Source organism: Micromonospora sp. ABR4_055 (assembly GCF_056160425.1).
The window spans coordinates 1-18,726 of sequence record NZ_JBSWXD010000048.1 but is presented as its reverse complement, the minus strand read 5'-3'; the positions used below and the strand labels follow the sequence as shown (position 1 = coordinate 18,726).

General features: G+C 71.2%; 18 protein-coding genes, 3 tRNA genes and 1 pseudogene. 21 read left to right on the top strand and 1 reads right to left on the bottom strand.

From position 1 onward, the window contains the following. Positions 1-80: 80 nt before the first annotated feature. The 16 genes and pseudogenes from ACXAHD_RS13690 (at position 81) to ACXAHD_RS13615 (ending at position 13,897) form a co-directional block, all read left to right on the top strand. Positions 81-983 carry a polysaccharide deacetylase family protein gene (locus ACXAHD_RS13690; protein WP_289211689.1) on the top strand — a complete coding sequence of 301 codons (903 nt, stop codon included), beginning with the start codon at positions 81-83 and terminating at the stop codon, positions 981-983. 124 nt (positions 984-1,107) lie between these two features. Then, positions 1,108-1,183: transfer RNA gene (locus ACXAHD_RS13685), tRNA-Glu, on the top strand. A gap of 31 nt (positions 1,184-1,214) precedes the next feature. Further along, positions 1,215-1,288 (top strand) — tRNA-Asp (locus tag ACXAHD_RS13680). Between the two features lie 111 nt (positions 1,289-1,399). Beyond that, a tRNA-Phe gene (locus ACXAHD_RS13675) sits at positions 1,400-1,473 on the top strand. 137 nt (positions 1,474-1,610) lie between these two features. After that, positions 1,611-2,024, top strand: coding sequence for a hypothetical protein (locus ACXAHD_RS13670; protein ID WP_289211688.1), 414 nt, complete (start codon positions 1,611-1,613; stop codon positions 2,022-2,024). Between the two features lie 9 nt (positions 2,025-2,033). Next, complete coding sequence (locus ACXAHD_RS13665; RefSeq protein WP_281552267.1) at positions 2,034-3,677, top strand: sodium/solute symporter; 1,644 nt, start codon at positions 2,034-2,036, stop codon at positions 3,675-3,677. Between the two features lie 132 nt (positions 3,678-3,809). Beyond that, on the top strand, positions 3,810-4,580 hold the full coding sequence (locus tag ACXAHD_RS13660) for an ABC transporter ATP-binding protein (RefSeq protein WP_475050890.1): 771 nt from the start codon (positions 3,810-3,812) through the stop codon (positions 4,578-4,580). After that, positions 4,571-6,289 (top strand): ABC transporter permease, encoded by a 1,719-nt coding sequence (locus ACXAHD_RS13655; protein ID WP_475050888.1) that lies wholly within the window; start codon positions 4,571-4,573, stop codon positions 6,287-6,289. Before ACXAHD_RS13660 ends, ACXAHD_RS13655 begins: the two co-directional genes overlap by 10 nt. Next, a pseudogene (locus ACXAHD_RS13650) lies at positions 6,256-6,873 on the top strand (flavin reductase family protein); the annotation flags it as partial. The gene ACXAHD_RS13655 and the pseudogene ACXAHD_RS13650, both read left to right, overlap by 34 nt. 93 nt (positions 6,874-6,966) lie before the next feature. After that, positions 6,967-7,944: an NAD-dependent epimerase/dehydratase family protein gene (locus ACXAHD_RS13645; RefSeq protein ID WP_281552263.1), complete on the top strand. Its 978-nt coding sequence runs from the start codon at positions 6,967-6,969 to the stop codon at positions 7,942-7,944. A gap of 64 nt (positions 7,945-8,008) precedes the next feature. Next, positions 8,009-9,190, top strand: a complete 1,182-nt coding sequence (locus tag ACXAHD_RS13640; protein ID WP_281552262.1) for an LCP family glycopolymer transferase — start codon at positions 8,009-8,011, stop codon at positions 9,188-9,190. A 152-nt stretch (positions 9,191-9,342) separates the two neighbouring features. Continuing rightward, complete coding sequence (locus ACXAHD_RS13635; RefSeq protein ID WP_281552261.1) at positions 9,343-10,563, top strand: LCP family protein; 1,221 nt, start codon at positions 9,343-9,345, stop codon at positions 10,561-10,563. 32 nt (positions 10,564-10,595) lie between these two features. Beyond that, positions 10,596-10,931, top strand: coding sequence for a rhodanese-like domain-containing protein (locus ACXAHD_RS13630; protein WP_281552260.1), 336 nt, complete (start codon positions 10,596-10,598; stop codon positions 10,929-10,931). Positions 10,932-11,035: 104 nt separating this feature from the next. Then, the gene (locus ACXAHD_RS13625; RefSeq protein ID WP_281552259.1) at positions 11,036-12,496 is read left to right on the top strand and encodes a sensor histidine kinase; all 1,461 of its coding nucleotides are present in this window, start codon (positions 11,036-11,038) and stop codon (positions 12,494-12,496) included. 11 nt (positions 12,497-12,507) lie between these two features. Next, a complete protein-coding gene (locus ACXAHD_RS13620) occupies positions 12,508-12,933 on the top strand; it encodes an ATP-binding protein (RefSeq protein WP_281552258.1) in 426 nt (141 codons plus the stop codon). Positions 12,934-13,015: 82 nt separating this feature from the next. Beyond that, complete coding sequence (locus tag ACXAHD_RS13615; protein WP_281552257.1) at positions 13,016-13,897, top strand: DUF5926 family protein; 882 nt, start codon at positions 13,016-13,018, stop codon at positions 13,895-13,897. A 12-nt stretch (positions 13,898-13,909) separates the two neighbouring features. On the opposite strand, the gene ACXAHD_RS13610 is transcribed toward ACXAHD_RS13615, so the two are convergent. After that, entirely contained in the window at positions 13,910-15,121 is a 1,212-nt protein-coding gene (locus ACXAHD_RS13610) for an arginine deiminase (RefSeq protein ID WP_281552256.1), read from the bottom strand. Between the two features lie 166 nt (positions 15,122-15,287). On the opposite strand from ACXAHD_RS13610, the gene ACXAHD_RS13605 reads away from it, so the two are divergent. The 5 genes from ACXAHD_RS13605 to pheA form a co-directional block, all read left to right on the top strand. Beyond that, the gene (locus ACXAHD_RS13605; protein WP_281552255.1) at positions 15,288-16,040 is read left to right on the top strand and encodes a hypothetical protein; all 753 of its coding nucleotides are present in this window, start codon (positions 15,288-15,290) and stop codon (positions 16,038-16,040) included. A gap of 179 nt (positions 16,041-16,219) precedes the next feature. Further along, a complete protein-coding gene (locus tag ACXAHD_RS13600; RefSeq protein ID WP_281552254.1) occupies positions 16,220-16,702 on the top strand; it encodes a hypothetical protein in 483 nt (160 codons plus the stop codon). Between the two features lie 39 nt (positions 16,703-16,741). Further along, entirely contained in the window at positions 16,742-17,140 is a 399-nt protein-coding gene (locus tag ACXAHD_RS13595) for an ACT domain-containing protein (protein WP_281552253.1), read from the top strand. 4 nt (positions 17,141-17,144) lie between these two features. Continuing rightward, positions 17,145-17,750 carry a hypothetical protein gene (locus ACXAHD_RS13590; protein WP_348650031.1) on the top strand — a complete coding sequence of 202 codons (606 nt, stop codon included), beginning with the start codon at positions 17,145-17,147 and terminating at the stop codon, positions 17,748-17,750. 10 nt (positions 17,751-17,760) lie between these two features. Beyond that, positions 17,761-18,726: prephenate dehydratase (pheA, locus tag ACXAHD_RS13585; RefSeq protein WP_475050884.1), on the top strand; the 966-nt coding region annotated here is incomplete at its 3' end.

The following is an 18,726-nucleotide window of genomic DNA, read 5'->3' as shown; positions in this document are numbered from 1 at the left end:
GTGCGGGGTCGAGTTGTGCGGATTGATCGACTAACGTGTGCTTCGCTCGATCTCCGTCCACCCCCTCGCCCGGAGTCGACATGTCGAAACGCACCGTGTCGAAACGTGCCATGGTCGCGGCAGGCCTGGCGGTGTTCGCGCTGCTGGTCGGCAGCGAAAGCATCGCCGCGCTGCGTGGTGCCCGGCAGACACCGGCGCAGGTGCCGGCCACCGCCGCTCTCGGTGCCGCGCCGGAGCGCCCTGCTCCCACCCCCGAACCGGTGCCCTCACCCGGCCCCCGCGACCCGGTGCCGGCGTCGACGGACGACCCCGCCGACCAGCGGCCCTCGGCCACCGTGACCGGTGGCTCACCCGGGGCGTCCGCCCGGCCCGCCGTCGACGAGAGCCTGCTACGTCGGCGTACCGGTGGTCGGCAGGTGGCGTTGACCTTCGACGACGGGCCACATCCGAAGTGGACGCCGCTGATCCTCGACGAACTGCGCAAGGCCGGGGCGCGGGCAACCTTCTGCGTCGTCGGTGCCCAGGTGCGGCGGTACCCGGCGCTGGTCGTCAGGATGGTCCGGGAGGGGCACGCCCTGTGCAACCACACCTGGAGCCACGAGCTCGGCCTCGGGTCGCAGTCGGCCGACGAGATCCGGGCCAACCTGCTGCGGACCAACACGGAGATCCACAAGGTGGTGCCCGGCGCGCCGATCGAGCACTTCCGGCACCCCGGCGGCCTGTGGACGCCGAAGGTGGTCACCGTGGTCGAGGAGCTGGGAATGGTCCCGCTGGACTGGGACGTCGACCCGCAGGACTGGCGCAAGCCCACCAAGGATGAGCTGGTGGCGCAGGTCACCACCGAGGTCCGGCTCGGGTCGATCATCCTGCTGCATGACGGTGGTGGCGACCGGTCGGCCACCGTCGCCGCGCTGCCGGTCGTGGTCCAGGAGCTGAGGCAGCGGTACGGCATCACCCTGCTCGGTGCTAGCCTTTCCCCCTGATCCGTCCGGTTCGCCGATCTGGTTTGGTCCGGGGCATACTCGTCACGTATGCTTTCGCAAGCTTCCGGCGGGGCCGGATGGGAGCACTACCGTCGGAGTCGTGATGTGCGATGATGACGGGGCCGCCCTCATCGTCTAGCGGCCCAGGACGCCGCCCTTTCAAGGCGGTAGCACGGGTTCGAATCCCGTTGGGGGCACCACCGGCCGACCGACCGGCCGGAGCAACACCGAGGTCCTGTGGAGCAGTCGGAGTGCTCGCCGCCCTGTCAAGGCGGAGGTCGCGGGTTCAAGTCCCGTCAGGACCGCGCAACGCCGATCGCCGTGCGTTTCCCACGCGCGGCGTTGTGCGTTCCGGGGCCCATGGCAACCGGTCCGGCTGCTGAGGTCGCCGGATGGGTATCATGACCCCAGTGCCCGGCCAGGTAGCTCAGTTGGTACGAGCGTCCGACTGAAAATCGGAAGGTCGGCGGTTCGACCCCGCCCCTGGCCACAAAGCCTCTCGCCGGGCTTCAGCAGCGCCCAATCGCCTCCTGCGGTTGGGCGCTTCGCTGTGGGACGACGCGCCGTGGATCCGTCTGCGCCGGGGACTGCCCTTGACTTTCCGCGACGGGCCGTGAGACTGCCGGCATGGCCGAACACGACGGCACCGGGCCCGCTGCGGCGCCCGCCGACCCGCCACCCCGACGGGTGCGGGTCGTGCTGGGCGAGGTCGGCCGGCGTGGGGACGCCGACCGGCTGCGTACCGACCTGGCCGAGCAGACCCAGATCGGCGAGGCACTGGTACGCGGCCTGGTCCGGGCACAGTTGGCGTTGGCAATGCGGCTGGCGGTGGTGGTCGTGGTCGGCCTCGGGTCGCTGCCGATGCTGTTCGCGATCGCCCCGGGCGTCGCGGAGATCAAGATCGTCGGCGCCAACCTGCCGTGGCTGCTACTCGGGGTGGCCGCGTTTCCGTTCCTGGTCGCGGTCGGCCTGACCTACGTCCACCTCGCCGAACGTAACGAACAGGACTTCGTCGCGCTGGTCCGCCGGCCGGAGCGCTGAGCGGCGCCGATGACCAACCCGTACGTGATCCCTGCGCTGGTCGTGGTCACCCTGGTGACCGTCGCGATCGGCTTCTACGGGCTGAAGCTGGCCCGGACCACGTCCGACTTCCTGGTCGCCTCGCGTACCGTCAGCCCGTCCTGGAACGCGGCGGCGATCAGCGGCGAGTACCTGTCTGCAGCATCGTTCCTCGGCATCGCCGGCCTGATCCTCAAGTACGGCGTCGACGTGCTCTGGTACCCGGTCGGCTTCGCCGCCGGCTACCTGGCCCTGCTGCTGTTCGTCGCGGCCCCGCTGCGCCGGTCCGGGGCGTTCACCCTGCCGGACTTCTGCGAGATCCGGCTCAGCTCCCGGCGGCTGCGCCGGCTCGCCACCGTCTTCGTGATCTTCATCGGCTGGTTCTACCTACTGCCCCAGCTGCAGGGCGCCGGGCTGACCCTGGCTACGGTCACCGGCGCGCCGTATCCGCTGGGAGCGCTGCTGGTCGGCGGGGTGGTCACCGCCAACGTGGCGCTCGGCGGTATGCGGGCGGTCACCTTCGTGCAGGCGTTCCAGTACTGGCTCAAGTTGACCGCGCTCGCCGTACCGGCGGTCTTCCTGGCCATGCAGTGGCAGTCCGACGGGCGGCCGCCGGTCAGCCCACCGGACGGGCTGACCTTCACCCAGGCGACCACCGTGGTGGTCGAGCGGTCCGCGACGCTCAACTACGCCGACGGCCGGACCGAGCAGGTGATCCCGGGCACCGAGTTGACCTTCGCCGCCGGGGACCGGGTCCCCGAGGTGTCCGGGGCCGAAGCCGACCGGGGAGCCGCCTGGCTGCTGCCCAATGACCCGGACCGGGGCGACCAGGGACTGTTCGCCACCTACTCGCTGATCCTGGCTACCTTCCTCGGCACGATGGGGCTGCCGCACGTACTCGTGCGGTTCTACACCAACCCCGACGGTGCCGCCGCCCGCCGCACCACGCTGGTGGTGCTCGCCCTGGTCGGCCTGTTCTACCTCTTCCCCACCCTGTACGGGGTGCTCGGCCGGGTGTACACACCGCAGCTGCTGATGACCGGACGCTCGGATGCGGTCGTGGTGCTGCTGCCGGAGGCGGCGCTCGGCGGCGGCCTGCTCGGTCAACTGCTCGCCGCGCTGGTAGCCGCCGGGGCGTTCGCCGCCTTCCTGTCCACCTCGTCCGGGTTGCTGACCAGCGTCGCCGGGGCGGTCTCGACCGACGTGCTGCGGCGCAACTCGGTACGCGGGTTCCGGCTGGCGACCCTGGTCGCCGGGGCGGTGCCGATGGTCCTCGCGTTGAACGTCTCGGGCCTGGACGTCTCCCAGGTCGTCGGGCTGGCGTTCGCGGTGGCCGCGTCGAGCTTCTGCCCGCTGCTGGTGCTGGGCATCTGGTGGCGTGGCCTGACCGCCGCCGGTGCCGCCGCCGGCATCGTCGCCGGTGGCGGTACCGCCGTCGGCGCGGTGCTGTGGACCGTGCTGGGTCCGCCACTGACCGGCTGGCCGGCGGTCCTGGTCGCGCAGCCGGCGGCCTGGACGGTGCCGCTGGCGTTCGCGGTGATGATGCTGGTGTCGGTGGTCACCCGGCGGCGGTTGCCAGGTCAGGTGAACGCCCTCATGCTGCGACTGCACGCGCCGGAGAGTCTGCGCCCGTGACATGCCTTCGGCTGCCGTGACGTGCCCGCGGCGAGGTCGGTCGGGATCGGTGTCGCCGTCGTGCCCGGGTATGAGAGCCGGATCGTCCCTCAGCGGGAGCGTATCCGAGGTCCCGCTGGTTACCGTCGGACCATGACAGATGCTGCCCAGCCCGGCGGGCAGGCGCTCGTCCTGCGTGGCCTGGCCAAACGATTCGACGACAAGGTCGCGGTAGCCGGGGTCGAGCTGGAGGTCCCGGTCGGCTCCTTCTACGGACTGCTCGGCCCGAACGGTGCCGGCAAGACCACCACGCTGTCGATGGCGGTCGGGCTGCTACGGCCGGACGCCGGTCACGCCCACGTCCTCGGCCACGATGTCTGGGCCGACCCGGTGCGGGCGAAGCAACTGCTCGGCGTACTGCCGGACGGGGTGCGGCTGTTCGACCGGCTCACCGGTGCCGAGCTGCTCGCGTACCACGGTCTGCTGCGCGGGATGGACCCGGCGGTGGTCGACCAGCGAGCCGGCGAACTGCTCGACGTGCTGGCGCTCGACGACGCCGGACGCACCCTGGTGGTCGACTATTCGGCGGGCATGAACAAGAAGATCGGGCTGGCCTGTGCGCTGCTGCACGGACCCCGGCTGCTGGTGCTCGACGAGCCGTTCGAGGCGGTCGACCCGGTCTCCGCCGCGCTGATCCGCGACATCCTGCAGCGGTACGTCGTCGGCGGCGGCACGGTGATCTTCTCCAGCCACGTGATGGCTGTGGTCGAGCGGCTCTGCAGCCACGTGGCGATCCTCGCCGACGGAGTCATCAAGAAGGTCGGCACGTTGGACGAGGTACGGGCCGGGCGGTCGCTGGAAGAGGTCTTCGTCGACGTCGTCGGTGGTCGCACGGCCACCGGGGAGGAACTGGCATGGCTGTGACCGGGCCGCCCGCCGACACACCGACTCCCGGCTCACCCGCCGTCGGTCGGCGGCCGGTGCGGGCCCGGCACTTCGTCCGCCTCAAGCTGCGGGTGATGGGCAACAACCTGCGAGGTCAGGGCTGGCGGATCGCGTTGTTCATCGGCGGGATCATCGCCGGGCTGTGGTTCGCCGGCAACGGCTTCCTGATCCTCGCCGCGCCGGGGTTCATCGACAGCGAACAGGGCATGTTGCTGGCCGCCGGGTTCGGCGGCACCCTGCTGGTGCTCGGCTGGCTGCTGCTGCCGCTGGTCTTCTTCGGGGTGGACGAGACGCTCGACCCGGCCCGGTTCGCGTTGCTTCCGCTGCGTCGGCGGACCATGGTCACCGGGCTGCTGGTCACCGGACTGATCGGCGTGCCGTCGATCGCCACCGGGCTGGCCACCCTGGGGCTGGTGCTCAGCGCGGCGCTGCTCGGCGGCCCGTTGGCCGGCGCCGTCCAATTGGTCGGGGCCGCCGCCGGTCTGCTGCTCTGCGTCCTGGGCAGCCGGGCGATAACCAGCGCGTTCGCCGGCATGCTGCGGTCGCGCCGGGTGCGTGACCTGGCTGCGGTGCTGCTCGCCGTGCTGGCCGCGTTGCTCGGTCCGCTGCAACTGCTGGTCATCGGTGGACTGGGCAACGCCGACTGGGACCAGTTGGCTGAGGTGGCGGGAATTCTCGGCTGGACTCCGCTGGCCGCCCCGTACACGATGGGGTTCGACGTGGTCGACGGACGGCTCTGGGCGGTGCCGATCAAGCTGGCGGTCACCGCCGCCACCCTGGCCGGCCTGTACCGGTGGTGGTCGAGGTCGCTGGAGTCTGCGATGGTCGGCACCGCGAGCGGCGGCCCGGCCAGGGCGGTGGCCGCTGCGTCCGGTACCCCGGTGAGTCAGCTGTTCCCCCGGCTGCTCGCCCGGACCCCCCGCGACCGGTACGGCGCACTGGTCGCCCGGGAGGTGCGCTACTGGTGGCGGGACATGCGGCGACGGGCCAACCTGATCACCGTCGCCGTGGTCGGGGTGTTCATCCCGGCGTTGATCAACGTCGGCGGTTTCAGCGCCTTCGCCTACGACCCGGACGGTTCAGTGGGCGCCGGACCGGCCGCGTCGGCGACCAGCGTCAGCATCTCGATGCTCTTCGTCGGTGCGCTCGCCGCCGTGACCCTGGCCAACCAGTTCGGATTCGACGGCAGCGCGTACGCGGCGAACGTGATCGCCGGCGTGCCGGGGCGGCTGGAGCTGCGTGCCCGGGTGGTCGGGTTCTCCGTGTACATCGTGCCGCTGCTGGTGGTGATCTCGGCCGGTCTCGGGTTGTTCCTGCGCGAACCCGGCTGGATCCCGGTCGCCGCCGGGACGCTGTTCGCCGCGTACGGTGCCGGGTTGGCGGTCAATCTGATCGTCTCGGTGGTCGGTGCGTACTCGCTGCCGGAGACGTCGAACCCGTTCGCGTTGAACAGCGGTGCCGGCGTGGCGAAGAGCATGCTGGCGCTGGTGGCGATGGTCGCGTCGGCGGCGGCCGCAGTGCCGATCGTGCTGGCCACCGCGCTGCTCGGCGAGGTCTGGTACTGGTTTGCCCTGCCGGTCGGCGTCGGATACGGCCTGGGTGCGGTGGCCCTTGGCCTGTACATCGCCGGTGACCTGCTGGAACGACGGATGCCGGAGCTGCTCGCCACGGTGACGCCGCGCCGGTGACTCCCGATTGGGCCACAATGTTTCACGTGAATCATCCCGAGCCCGGTGCCGAGATCCACTATCGCGACCCGTTCGCCACGGCGAACGAGGACCGTTCGCCCGCGCGGCGGCTACGTGGCCGGCTGGCCGCACCGGTGACGCTGTGGACGGCCGGTGGTGGGTCGGCTCCGCTCGCCGGACTGACCGTGTCGTCGACGGTGCTGGCCGAGGGTGACCCGCCTCGACTGCTCGGGCTGCTCGACGAGGAGTCGCAGCTGTGGGAGGTGCTCCGCGAGTCGGGCAGGTTCGCGATGGTTCCGCTGAGCCCGGCGCATCGACAGCTCGCGGACCGGTTCGCCGGGCTGATGCCGGCACCGGGCGGACCGTTCAAGGCAGCGGACTGGCAGGCCACCGGGTACGGCCCGGTCCTCGCGGGGGCGAGTGGGTGGGCGGGCTGTCGGCTCGACGACGTCCGACCGTACGGGTGGGCGGTGCTCGTGGAGGCGACCGTCGAGACGGTCACGGTCAGCGACGAAGGCAACGCCGGGCCGCTGATCCACTATCGCGGCCGGTACCGGGAGCTCGGCGAGCCGCGCGGTCGGTAGCCCGGTCCGAGTCGCGCAGCCGGGTATCTCGGTCCGGACCGACCCGGGTGGCAACCGCAGCCCGGCCGGGGCACTACCACTAGGCTCGGGGGCATGCTGCCTGTTCCCCGATTCGGCGACGGCCACCGAGTGCTGGTCACCGGAGGTGCCGGTTTCGTCGGAAGCCACCTCGTCGACCGGTTGGTCGGGCGTGGTTGTGCGGTGGTGGCGGTGGACAACTTCGTCACCGGATCCAAGGAGAACGTCGCCCACCTCACCGACGAACCCCGGTTCACCCTCGTCGAGGCGGACATTTCGGATGGGTTGCCGGATCATCACCCAGCGGTCCGTCAGCGGTTCGACGCGATCATGCACCTTGCCTCGCCGGCCAGCCCGACGGACTTCGCGACCCTGCCGATCGAGATCCTCCGGGTCGGCTCTCTCGCCACGTTGCATCTGCTGGACCGGGCGGTCGCCGACCAGGCCCGGTTCATCATGGCGTCGACCTCCGAGGCGTACGGTGACCCGTTGGTGCACCCGCAACCGGAGACCTACTGGGGCAACGTCAACCCGATCGGGGTGCGCAGCGTCTACGACGAGGCCAAGCGGTTCGCCGAATCGTCGACGATGGCGTACCACCGGTACCGCGGCCTGGACGCCGGCATCGTGCGAATCTTCAACACGTACGGGCCCCGGATGCGGCCGGACGACGGCCGGGCCATCCCCACCTTCATCAGCCAGGCGTTGCGCGGCGAGCCGATCACCGTGCACGGTACCGGCACGCAGACCAGGTCGATCTGCTACGTGGCGGACCTGGTGACCGGGATCGTCGCGCTGCTCGACTCCACCGAGACCGGTCCGATCAACTGCGGCACCGAGCATGAGCTGACCATGCGGGAGCTGGCCGAGCAGATCGTCCAGCTGGTGGGCAGCTCGTCGACGATCAACCTGGTCGCCCGCTCCTCGGACGACCCGGAGATGCGCCGTCCTGACCTGACCCTGGCCCGTACCAGGCTCGGCTACCAGCCGACGGTGGACCCGCAGGACGGGCTGCGCCGCACCATCGCCTACTTCCGCCAGCGACTCGGCTGATCGGCGGCGTCGGTCCGGGAGTCGAGTCGTCGGCGGGCGAGCGCCCGGTACGTACGCTGGAGGCATGTCAGCCAGCAACCAACACGGTGACCGGTCAGTCAGCAGCCGCCACGGTGGCCGGACGGTCCCCGGCCGGACGACCGGTCCGGCCGGCACCGCCTACGGGTCCTCGACAGGCCGGGCGCAGGTGCCGGTCGGCGGTCGTGGCGGCAACCAGTACGGTGCCCCGCCGCGCCGGTCGCGGCCCCGTTGGGGGCGCATCGCCCTGGTCGGCGGGGTGGCGTTGGTGGTGCTGGCCCTGTTCGCCAGCGGCGGGCTCTGGGCGTACGCCCGTGGGCTGGACCAGGACCTGGGGCGGACCGATCCGTTCTCGCAGATCACGCAGGGGCGGCCGCCGGCTGCGGTGGACGGCGCGCTGAACATCCTGCTGATCGGCACCGACTCACGGGATCCGGACGCCCCGGTCGACCAGGCCGGCAAGTGGCGGGCGGACACGATCATCGTGATGCACATTCCGTCGTCACACGACCGCGCCTATCTGGTGTCGATCCCGCGTGACCTGTACGTGCCGATTCCGTCGGACGCCGCTGCGGCCTGCGAGACCGGCGAGCGGGCCAAGATCAACGCCGCGTTCGCCTGGGGCGGCATGCCGCTGGCGGTACGGACCGTGGAGTGCTTCACCGACGTGCGGATCAATCATGTGATGGCGATCGACTTCGCCGGTTTCGTCGAGGTCACCGACGCGCTCGGCGGGGTCGACCTGACCGTCGAGCAGGACACGACGTCGATCCACAAGCCGTACCGTCAGTTCAGCGAGGGCGTCAATCACATGAACGGTGCCGAGGCGCTGGACTGGATTCGCCAACGCAAACAGTTTCCGGACGGTGACTTTGCGCGTATGCGTCACCAGCAGGAGTTCCTGCGCGCACTGATGGACAAGGCTGTGAGTTCGGGCACACTGTCGAACCCGGTCAAACTGAATGCGTTTCTCAAGGCGACGACCCAGGCGGTAACGGTCGACCAGGGCTTCTCCCTGGTCGACATGGCACTGCAGTTCCGCAAGCTACGGGGGGAGAACCTGCACTTCCTGACCAGCCCGCACAACGGCAGCGAGACGATCAACGGCGAATCGGTGGTCGTCTCCGACCGGGAGCAGGCATTGTCGATGTACCAGGCGATGGCGGCCGATCGGATGACCGCCTGGGTGCAGGCCAATGTCACGCCAAGCCCGGGTGCAAGCGACTGACGGCCCGGGGTCGGTGACTGAGTGGACATCGTTGGTCGTCAGCCGGTGACTGGCCAATACGACACAAATTTGAAACCCGAGCAGGGTCGATAAATCGACCAAGTTTCCGTACAGTGGGCTCGCCCTATTGTCTACGCCCCCCAGGAGCAGGCATGCCGGTCCAGACCCGTCGACGTTCGACGTCGACCGAGTCGGGGAACCCGCTCGCCGCCCGTGGCTCGGCCGGGCGTCGGTCGAGCGGCCGGTCGGGTCCGGGCTCCGGCCGCAGCGGCTCTGGCCGGCGGCCCCGCCGCAAGGACCCGATCTGGGCCCGCACCATGGTCGTGCTGGGCGCACTGCTGATGATGCTCAGCGGCACCACGATCGTCGGCAGCAAGTGGCTGATCGCCCAGGCGACCAGTGGGATCGAGCAGTCGAACCTGCTCGGCGTCGCCGGCAAGACCGACGCCGAGGGCGGTGACAGCCTCGAGGGCCCGATCGACATGTTGCTGCTCGGCATCGACCACCGGGGCAGCTGGGCAGAGTCGGACACCCGGGCCGACACGATCATCATCCTGCACATTCCCGCCACCCACGACCAGGCGTACCTGATCTCCGTCCCCCGGGACACCGAGGTCGAGATCCCGCCGTTCGACAAGAGCGGGTGGCCGGGTGGGGTCGGCAAGGCGACCGAGGCGTTCTTCCACGGCGCGCAGAACGGCGCCGGGCACGCCGGTGGCGCCCAGCTGATGGCGGAGACGATCAAGAACCTCACCGGGGTCAGTTTCGACGGCGCCGCGATCATCAACTTCAGCGGCTTCAAGTCGGTCATCGACAGCCTCGGCAGCGTCCGGCTCTGCGTCGACGAGGACACCCCGTCGATCCACATGACCCTGGTCGACGGCCAGCCGATGTGGAACTCCGACGCTGCCAAGGTCAGCGGGGAGAAGCAGCAGGTCGTGCACAAGAAGGGCTGCCGCGAGATGCAGGGCTGGGAGGCGCTGGACTTCTCCCGGCAGCGGTACGGGCTGGACAACGGCGACTACGACCGGCAGAAGAACCAGCAGAAGCTGATCAAGGCCATGGCCAAGAAGGCGATGGCCAGCGGGGTGATGACCAACCCGCTCAAGCTCAACGAGCTGATTGACGCGGCCGGCAAGGCGTTCGTGCTGGACACCGGCAAGGTGGCGCTGCCGGACTTCGTCTTCACCCTGCGTGGGGTGGCCGCCAACGACCTGGTCATGCTGCGGACCAACGGCGGCAGCTTCAACGGCAACAGCGCCGGCCGGGAGAACATCGATCCGCTCAGCCAGGACATGTTCCAGGCGGTCAAGAACGACAATCTCGCCGAGTTCATCCTCGCCAACCCGACAGTGCTGGCCGGCCAGGAATAGCCGGAAGCCGGCTGTCCCATAGGCTGTTCGGCATGCATGGATCACCGATCCCCACCGTCGACGTCCCCGACGTCTCCGCCGACGCGTACCTGCTCGACGTGCGCGAGCCCGAGGAATGGTCCGCCGGGCACGCGCCGGGCGCCCACCACCTGCCGATGATGGAGATCCCGCACCGGTTGGCCGACATCCCGAAGGAGGGCGACGTGGTGGTGGTGTGCCGGTCCGGCGGCCGGTCCGGGCAGGTCGTCGCCTACCTCAACCAGCACGGCTGGGACAACGTCCGTAACCTCGCCGGCGGAATGCAGGACTGGGCGGCGCACTCCCGGGCGATGGTGAGCGAGTCCGGCGAACCGCCCCGGGTGCTCTGACCGGCGAACCGCCCCGGGTGCTCTGACCGGCGGCCCGACGCGAGTTGCCCGGCACCGGCGGCCCGGCACTGCCCAAATCCGCCAGCACCGGGCAGACTCGAAGCATGCCGGAACGCCCCGACTATCCGAGTCTGATCGCTGGACACACCGTCGTCCTCGACATGATCAACAGCGGTGAGTCGGGGCTGCCGATCCTGCACCACCTGCTGCGGCTCGCGCAGCGTGCACTCGGCGCCGCCGGGACCTCGTTTGCCGAGTACGGGCCACGCAGGGGACGGATCATCGCCGCCACCGGCGCCGCCGAGTGGTCGGTCGGCCGTCCCGTCGACCTCGACGAACCCACCACCGCCCGGCTGCTCACCGGACCGCGGACCGTCGAGTTCCCGGTGACGGCGCTCACCGCTGCCCTGGCCGACCAGATCGCCGGCCGAGGACTGCACCGGATGCTGATCGCGCGCGCCGAGATCGGCGGGGTGCTGATCGGCAGCCTGCACGCCTACTACCCGGATCCGGACCGCAGCGCCGGCCCTGACCATCACACGCTGATCGCCTACCTGGCGTCCTGCATCGCCCACCTGTACGGCGACCAGACCGGGCTGCCGGTGCACGGCGACGGGCCGGTGGTCGCCGCGCTCGCCGACGGACTGGCCATCGTCGACGACGAGTCCTGCGTACGGCTGTGGAACCCGGCGGCGGAGCGGCTCACCGGCAGCACCGCACAGGACCGGCTGCACCGACCGATCCCGTTCCCGGTGCCACCCCCCGGACAGGTCGTGGACCATCAGCTGCCGGACGGCCGGTGGCTGCGGATCACCTCCGGGGAGCTACCGGGCTTCGTCGCCTCCCGGGTGGTCACCTTCCGGGACATCACCGACCAGCACCACCGCGACCACGACGTCGACCTGTTCATCGCGGTCACCAGCCACGAGCTGCGCACCCCGGTCACCGTGATCAAAGGGTACGCGGAGACCCTCAGCGACCACTGGGAGTCGTTGACCGACCGGGACCGACGGGAGGCCGCCCGGGTGCTGGGGCAGCGGGCCACCGAACTGGCCCGACTGGTCGACCGGCTGCTCTCCGCCGCCAATGACTCGGGACCGGCGGTCGGCGCGCCGTCCGCCCCGTTCGATCTGGTCGAGACGCTACGGGCCGCTGTCGAGAATCTGCCCGCCGGACTGCGTCAGCGGCTCACCGTCGAGCTGCCAGACGACCTGCCGAAAGCGGCCGGAGACCGGGCGAGCCTGACCACCGTACTCACCGAACTTGCCACCAACGCCGACAAGTACTCGCCATCGGGCAGCCCGATCGAGGTCACCGCCATCGCCGACGAACGCTCGGTGGCCTTGCGGATTAGTGATCGCGGCATCGGGGTACGTCCGGAACACGTGGAACGAGCGTTCGACCGGTTCTGGCAGGGCGAATCGGGCGACCAGCGCCGTTACCCCGGTGCCGGACTCGGCCTCTACCTGGTCCGACAGATTGTCGAGCGCCAGCACGGTTGGGTGTCCCTGCGGCCCCGTGACGGCGGGGGTACGGTCGCCGAGGTGCGGCTGCCCCGCAGCTGAGAGGAGGCGGCGTGACCTCGGCACTGGCGGGACGGGCATGGAGCGTGCTGGTACCGCACCATGCCAGCGGCGCCCGGTTCGCCCGTCACCAGCTCGCCCGGACGTTGGCCGACAGGATTTGCCCCGACTTCCTGTCCGACGTGATGACGGTCGTGGCCGAACTCGTCGGCAACGCCGTACGGCACGCCCGGCCGCTGCCGGACGGGATGATCCGGGTGACCTGGCAGCTGACCCCGCGCCGGCACAGCCGCACGGTCCTGCTGCGGGTGACCGACGGCGGGTCCGGGGACGTGCCGCAGGTCCGGACCGCCCCGTCGGACGCGCCCAACGGCCGCGGCCTGGGCATCGTCGTCGCCCTGGCTCGCCGGTGGGGGGTCGAGCCCGCAGGCTCCGGCCGCTGCGTCTGGGCCGAGATCGGCGAGCCGGAATCCGGCTGAGCCGAGCCGGCACCGGGTCGCGCCCCACCTGGACCCGGGCGGATCCCTCGGCGGCGGGCCGGTTCCTCTAGGCTGTCTGGCCGTGGGCAAGCGCCGAAAGCAGGACCGGGCCGCCAGCGGCGGCAAGCGGGAGAAGATCCGCGACGTATTCGTGCCCCGGCCGTTCGCCGGGCTGGCCGACGAGCCGGACTGGGTCGCGCTGCGCGAGCTCGTCCCGGCGGCCACCGCGCCGCTGACCCTCGAACCCGAGCTGGCCGGCAAGTACGCCGACCGGACGGTGACGCTGGCCACCGTACTGCCGATGGCGGCCCCGGCTGTCGTGCGGGCCGACGGCCAGATCATGATCGGGCTTCAGCGGCACGCCCAGTCCGGGGACGTCTCCCGCGACCTGGCGGCGGCGCTGTTGGCCGCGCTGGAGACCGAGCCGGGCGACACGGTCCCGGTGCCGCCGCTGCCCGGCCCCGGCCCCCGGCTGCAGGACGTGCTCGCCGACGGGGCGCTGACGGTCCAGGTGCACGACAGCTTCGCGTTCTGGGTGGAGCCCGAAGCGGCCGCCAACCCGGCGGTGCAGGCCTCCCTGGAGCGGGCCGACGCGTCCATCTATCCGACGACCCGGATGGCGGCGGCGCCCGCCGCGTACTGGTGCCGGGTGGGGGAGCGGGCGCACGTGCGCTGGGTGCTGCCCGGTGACGAGGACCGGACGCTGGACACGCTGGCCCGGCTGAGCGCCGCCGGTGACCTGCCGATGGGTCCGCAGACCCGGTTCGCCGGCATGTTCCGGGCCCACGGGCTGCTGGTGCCGGTGTGGGACCTGCCGTCCGGGCCGGAGGCCGCCGAGTGGGAGCAGCCGTTGGCCGAGTTCGCCGAGCGGCTCGCGGCGGCGGCCGGCGTCACCGATCCGCTCGACGCGGCCGCCCGCCGGTCCCGGCAGGGCCTGCTGGGCCGGCAGCTCACGCTGCGCTGACCCGGCGGCCGGTCACTCGGGCCGGAGCGGATCGCGGACCAGCGGTGCCGACATGCACCGTGGACCGCCCCGGCCGGACCCGAGCTCGGCGCCGGGGATCGTCACCACCTCGATCCCGGCCCGGCGCAGCTGCGAGTTGGTCGCCGTGTTCCGCTCGTACGCCACACACACCCCCGGGGCCAGCGCCAGGGTGTTGTTTCCGTCGTCCCACTGCTCCCGTTCCGCGGTGACCGGGTCCAGCCCGGTGCCGACCAGCCGGAGCCGGTCGACGTCCATCGCGTCGGCGGCGGCCCGCAGGAACGGCGCGGGTCCGGCGACCTGCAGGTCGCCCGAGGCGGTACGGATCACCGTGTACGCGGCGAGCTCCTCGGCCATCGGCGGGTACATCAGCACCGCGTCCACGTCGACCAGCGTGCAGATGGTGTCCAGGTGCATGGTCGCCCGCCGTTGGGTGATCGGCACCACCAGGACGGTGTGGGCCAGCCCGTCGCCGAGCACCCGCCGGGCCAGCCGCTCCACCCCGGCGGGTGTGGTCCGTTCGCCGACGCCGACGGCCAGTACGCCAGGGGCGAGCAGCAGCACGTCTCCGCCTTCGACGTGTTCCTGGTCGGGCCGGTGGATCAGCTCGGTCCCGGCGAACCGGGGGTGGTGCCGGTAGATCAGGTCGGTGAGCCGGCCCTCCCGGCGGCGGGCGCGCATCGCCAGGCTGGTCACCGCGACCCGGTCGCGGATCCAGACCGATGAATCCCGGGTGAACAGCAGATTGGGCAGCGGGTCGATGATGAAGTCGTGCTCGCGCAGCAGGGCATGCACCAGCCCGGCCGGCCGGTCGTCGCGGCGGGGCAGTTCGCCACGGGCCAGGCCGGCGACGAGCACCCGGGCCAGCCCGGCCGGGTCGAGGTAGGCGAGCTGCTCGGCGACCCGGTCGCGCAGGGTCTCACCCAGCCGGCGGCCGGCCAGTACGGTCGCCACCGCCTCGGCGCGGGCCGGGCTGGCGGCGAGCGTCTCGGCGAGCAGTTGTTCCAGGTAGAGCACCTCGACGCCGCGCTCGCGCAGCACGGCGGCGAACGCGTCGTGTTCGGCCTGGGCGCCGGCGACCCAGGGGATCGCGTCGAAGAGCAGGGCCCCGCTGTTGCGGGGGGTCAGCCGGGCCAGTTCGTTGCCCGGACGGTGCAGCATGACCACCCGGAGGTGGCCAACCTCACTGTCGACGTAGTGCGTCACACTCGCAGCCTATGGCAGTCGTTTGGCACCATCTGTTGAAAGAGTCGTGGGGTGAATAGGGCATTCATCCCTACTCACTCCGGCCTGGCGTCTTGCTTCAGTACCGGTGTCGCCACGTACGGTAGTTGGTAGTCCATCGTCCAGGGGACCTTTGCCGGAGGTCGTGATGACTGTCTTCCATGAGCGCCGCGTGCTGCCCGCCCAACGGGCGCTGCCCCACCGAGCGGACGAACGGGCCATGGAGGAGTCCCCACCTGGCACGCTGGAGGCGATCCGGCCGTCGCCGATGGAGTGGGCCCGACGCCGTCGGGCCGAGCGCGGCGCCAAGCGGATCGAGGCGGCCGGCGCCCGCGCGCTGAACCGTTTGGACCAGCTCGGCCCGTCCTGGCACGTGGTGCACTGGCCGCGTACCGACAGCCCGGACCGGATGCTCGGGCTGGAGACCGCCGGCCGCGAGGAGCGCGCCGGGTTCCTGGCCATCGGGCCCAGCGGACTCTTCGCGGTCACCGTCGTCGACCACGGCCGCAGTCGGGTCCTGGTCGCCGGTGACGTGGTGCAGATCAACGGCAAGCGACCGACGTACGTCGCCGAGGCCCGCCGGGATGCCAAGCGGGCGAGCAAGGCGATGTCGGCCGCGGTCGGGCACACCATCCCGGTCGCCCCGGTGCTCACCTTCGTCGGTTCCGGGGTGATCAGCGTGTACGGGCTGCCCAAGGAGTGCATGGTCACCACCCACCGGGAGCTGGACCGGCTGCTCATCGCCGGAGGCACCCGGATCAGTTCGGCCACTGCCGAGAAGCTGTTCCAGGTGGCCCGGCATCCGGAGACCTGGCTGACCGCTCCGTTCCGCTCGGCGACCGACTACCGGTGGTACGGGGCCGGCCGTTCAGCCGCTGACAAGCCAACCAGCCGGCGGTAGCCTTCGGGGCGAAGGCGCTGACGACCTCTCTGTGGCGTACGTCCCGTTGCCGGCCAGCTTGTGACGACTGCACCCGCTATCCAGGTCCGTCCGATCCGGCGCCTGCTCGGCATCAGTCGACGGACCCGCCAGAGACCGGATAGCGTTGCTGTTGTCCGGTTGAGTCAGGGGAGGCGCGGGTGGCGCACGTCGAGCTCTCGATCTCGGAACCGCTGGTCCCCCAGGCCCGCGAGCCGATCGAGCCGATGCGCGTGGACAACTTCCAGCTGTGGGTGGCCACCGCCGCTACCGCGCTGGAACCGTGTCTCGTCCTGCGCCAGGATCTGACCGTCGCCGCGATCTCCCGGTCCTGCTGCGACCTGCTCGGCCTCGGCGAACCCGGCCAGATCGAAGGCCGGCCGCTGCTGGCCGGCCTGCGGCTGGTCGATTTCACCGCGCAACGCGGCGAGCTCGACGAGACCGAGGTGGACAAGATCCCGCCGCTGCTCGCGCTCAGCTCCGGGCGGCTCGCCCGCGGCCTGCTGCGAGTCGACAGTGACGCGGCCACCGCGCAGGGCGACGGCACCGTGGACGCGATCGCCACCCCGGTGTGGATCGGCAAGAAGGTGACCGGGTCGCTCACCTTCTTCGCCCCGATCACCACCGCGTACTCGGCCGGATGACCGGCCCGCCGGTCGACGCCTCTGCCGTACGCTGCCCTCATGCTCGACCTGGACCTGCTGCCAGCGGAGTACGCCGTCTGCCGCCTACCGGCCGGATCTTCGCTGCCGGCCGAGTTCCTGGCCGGCCCCACCGCCGGAGTCGTCTCGGTGACCTGGACCGAGGACGAGGTGTCGGTGATCTGCCGCACCGACCGGGTGCCGCCCGACGCCAAAGTCGAGACGCCATGGCGCTGCCTGCGGGTGGTCGGCCCGCTGGACCTCGCGCTGACCGGGGTCCTCGCGTCGCTCGCCGGCCCGCTGGCCGAAGCCCGGGTCAACATCGTGGCATTCTCGACCTTCGACACGGACTATCTGCTGGTGCCGACGGTCCGGCTGTCCGAAGCCCTGGCCACGCTGACCGGCAGCGGTCACCGGGTCGCCGGCGCAGCCGTACCATGAGCTGGTGCTGTCCGCACGTCAACGGTTTCGGACCGGCAGCCGGCACCCCGTCCGGCGCAGCCGGGCACCCGGTCGTGGACTGCTGCCGATCAGCGCGGCGCTGGTCGGCATATCGATACTCGCCGGTTGCGGTCGGCCGCCCGGGGTCGACGCTTCGACGGCGGACCCGGCGCCGGCGCCGGCACTGACCGGCCCACCGTCGAGCGCACCGCCAGGTACGCCCACACCGTCAGCGTCCGGTGTGCCGTCGGCCTCTCCGAGCCGTTCCGCGCCGGCAGACGGCTTCCCGGTGGCCGTCGCCGTCGACTGCGCCGGGCGGCCATCCGCCGCCCAGGTGGTGGCGCTGCTGCGCCGCACCGACGGGCTGCTACCGGCCGGCGTCCAGGTCAGTGTGCCGGTGGCACCCCGCTGCGCCGGCAGTTGGCAGTACACCGTGGTGCAGATCCCGTCCAGGGAGCCGTTGCAGGTGGTCACCGAAGGGTCGCCGACCTCGTTCACGTTGGTCACCGCCGGTACGGACGTCTGCGTCATCCCGGTCCGGGTCGGCGCGCCGGCCGGGATCCGTACGCTCGCCTGCGAGTCGGTGCCGATCCCGCCGACCACTCCGTAAGCTGGCCGGCATGTCCGTCCCCGCGCCGACCCGATTCGCCTTCCTCGGCCCCGAAGGCACCTTCGCTGAGCAGGCCCTGCTGACGATCCCGGCGGCCCGGCAGGGCGATCGGGTTGCGGCCCGCAGCGTGCCTGAGGCGCTCGACGCGGTCCGGGCCGGCAACGTCGACGCGGCCCTGGTGCCGTTGGAGAACTCGGTCGGCGGAGCGGTCGGCGTCACCTTCGACGAGTTGACCAACGGCCAGCCGCTGGTGATCACCCAGGAGGTGGTGCTGCCGGTCGACTTCGTGCTGGCCGCACCCGCCGGCACCTCGCTCGAGCGGGTCCGCACCGTCGCCGCCCACCCACAGGCGTCCACCCAGTGCCGGTCCTGGCTGCGCCGGCAGGTCCCGAACGCCGCCGTGGCCGACGTACTGTCCAACGGTGCGGCGGCCGTCGGTGCGGCGGCCGGTGAGTACGACGCGGCGATCTGCGCGCCGATCGGCGCCAGCGCCCACCGGCTGACCGTGCTGGCCGACAAGATCGCCGACCACGCCGACGCGGTGACCCGGTTCGTCCTGGTCCAGCGCCCCGGCCCGCCGCCGACCCCGACCGGCGACGACATCACCACCCTGGCGGTCTACATCGCCCACGACCGGGTCGGTGCCCTGCTCGCGGTGCTGATGGAGCTGGCCGTCCGCGAGGTCAACCTCACCCGGATCGAGTCCCGACCGACCGGGGAGGCGCTCGGCCGGTACGCCTTCTTTCTCGACTGCTCCGGGCACGTCGCCGACGACCGGCTCGGCGACGCGTTGCGCGGGCTCCGGCGGGTCTGTGCCGACGTGCGGTTCCTCGGCTCCTACCCACGGCACGACTGGCCGCCGGCGGAAAGGGGGCACACAACAGGGGGGGAAGAAAGAGAGAAAAAAAAAAAAAAAAAAGAGACACCGAAACAGAAAACAAAAACAAACACAACCCAACCCAAAACACAACAAAAA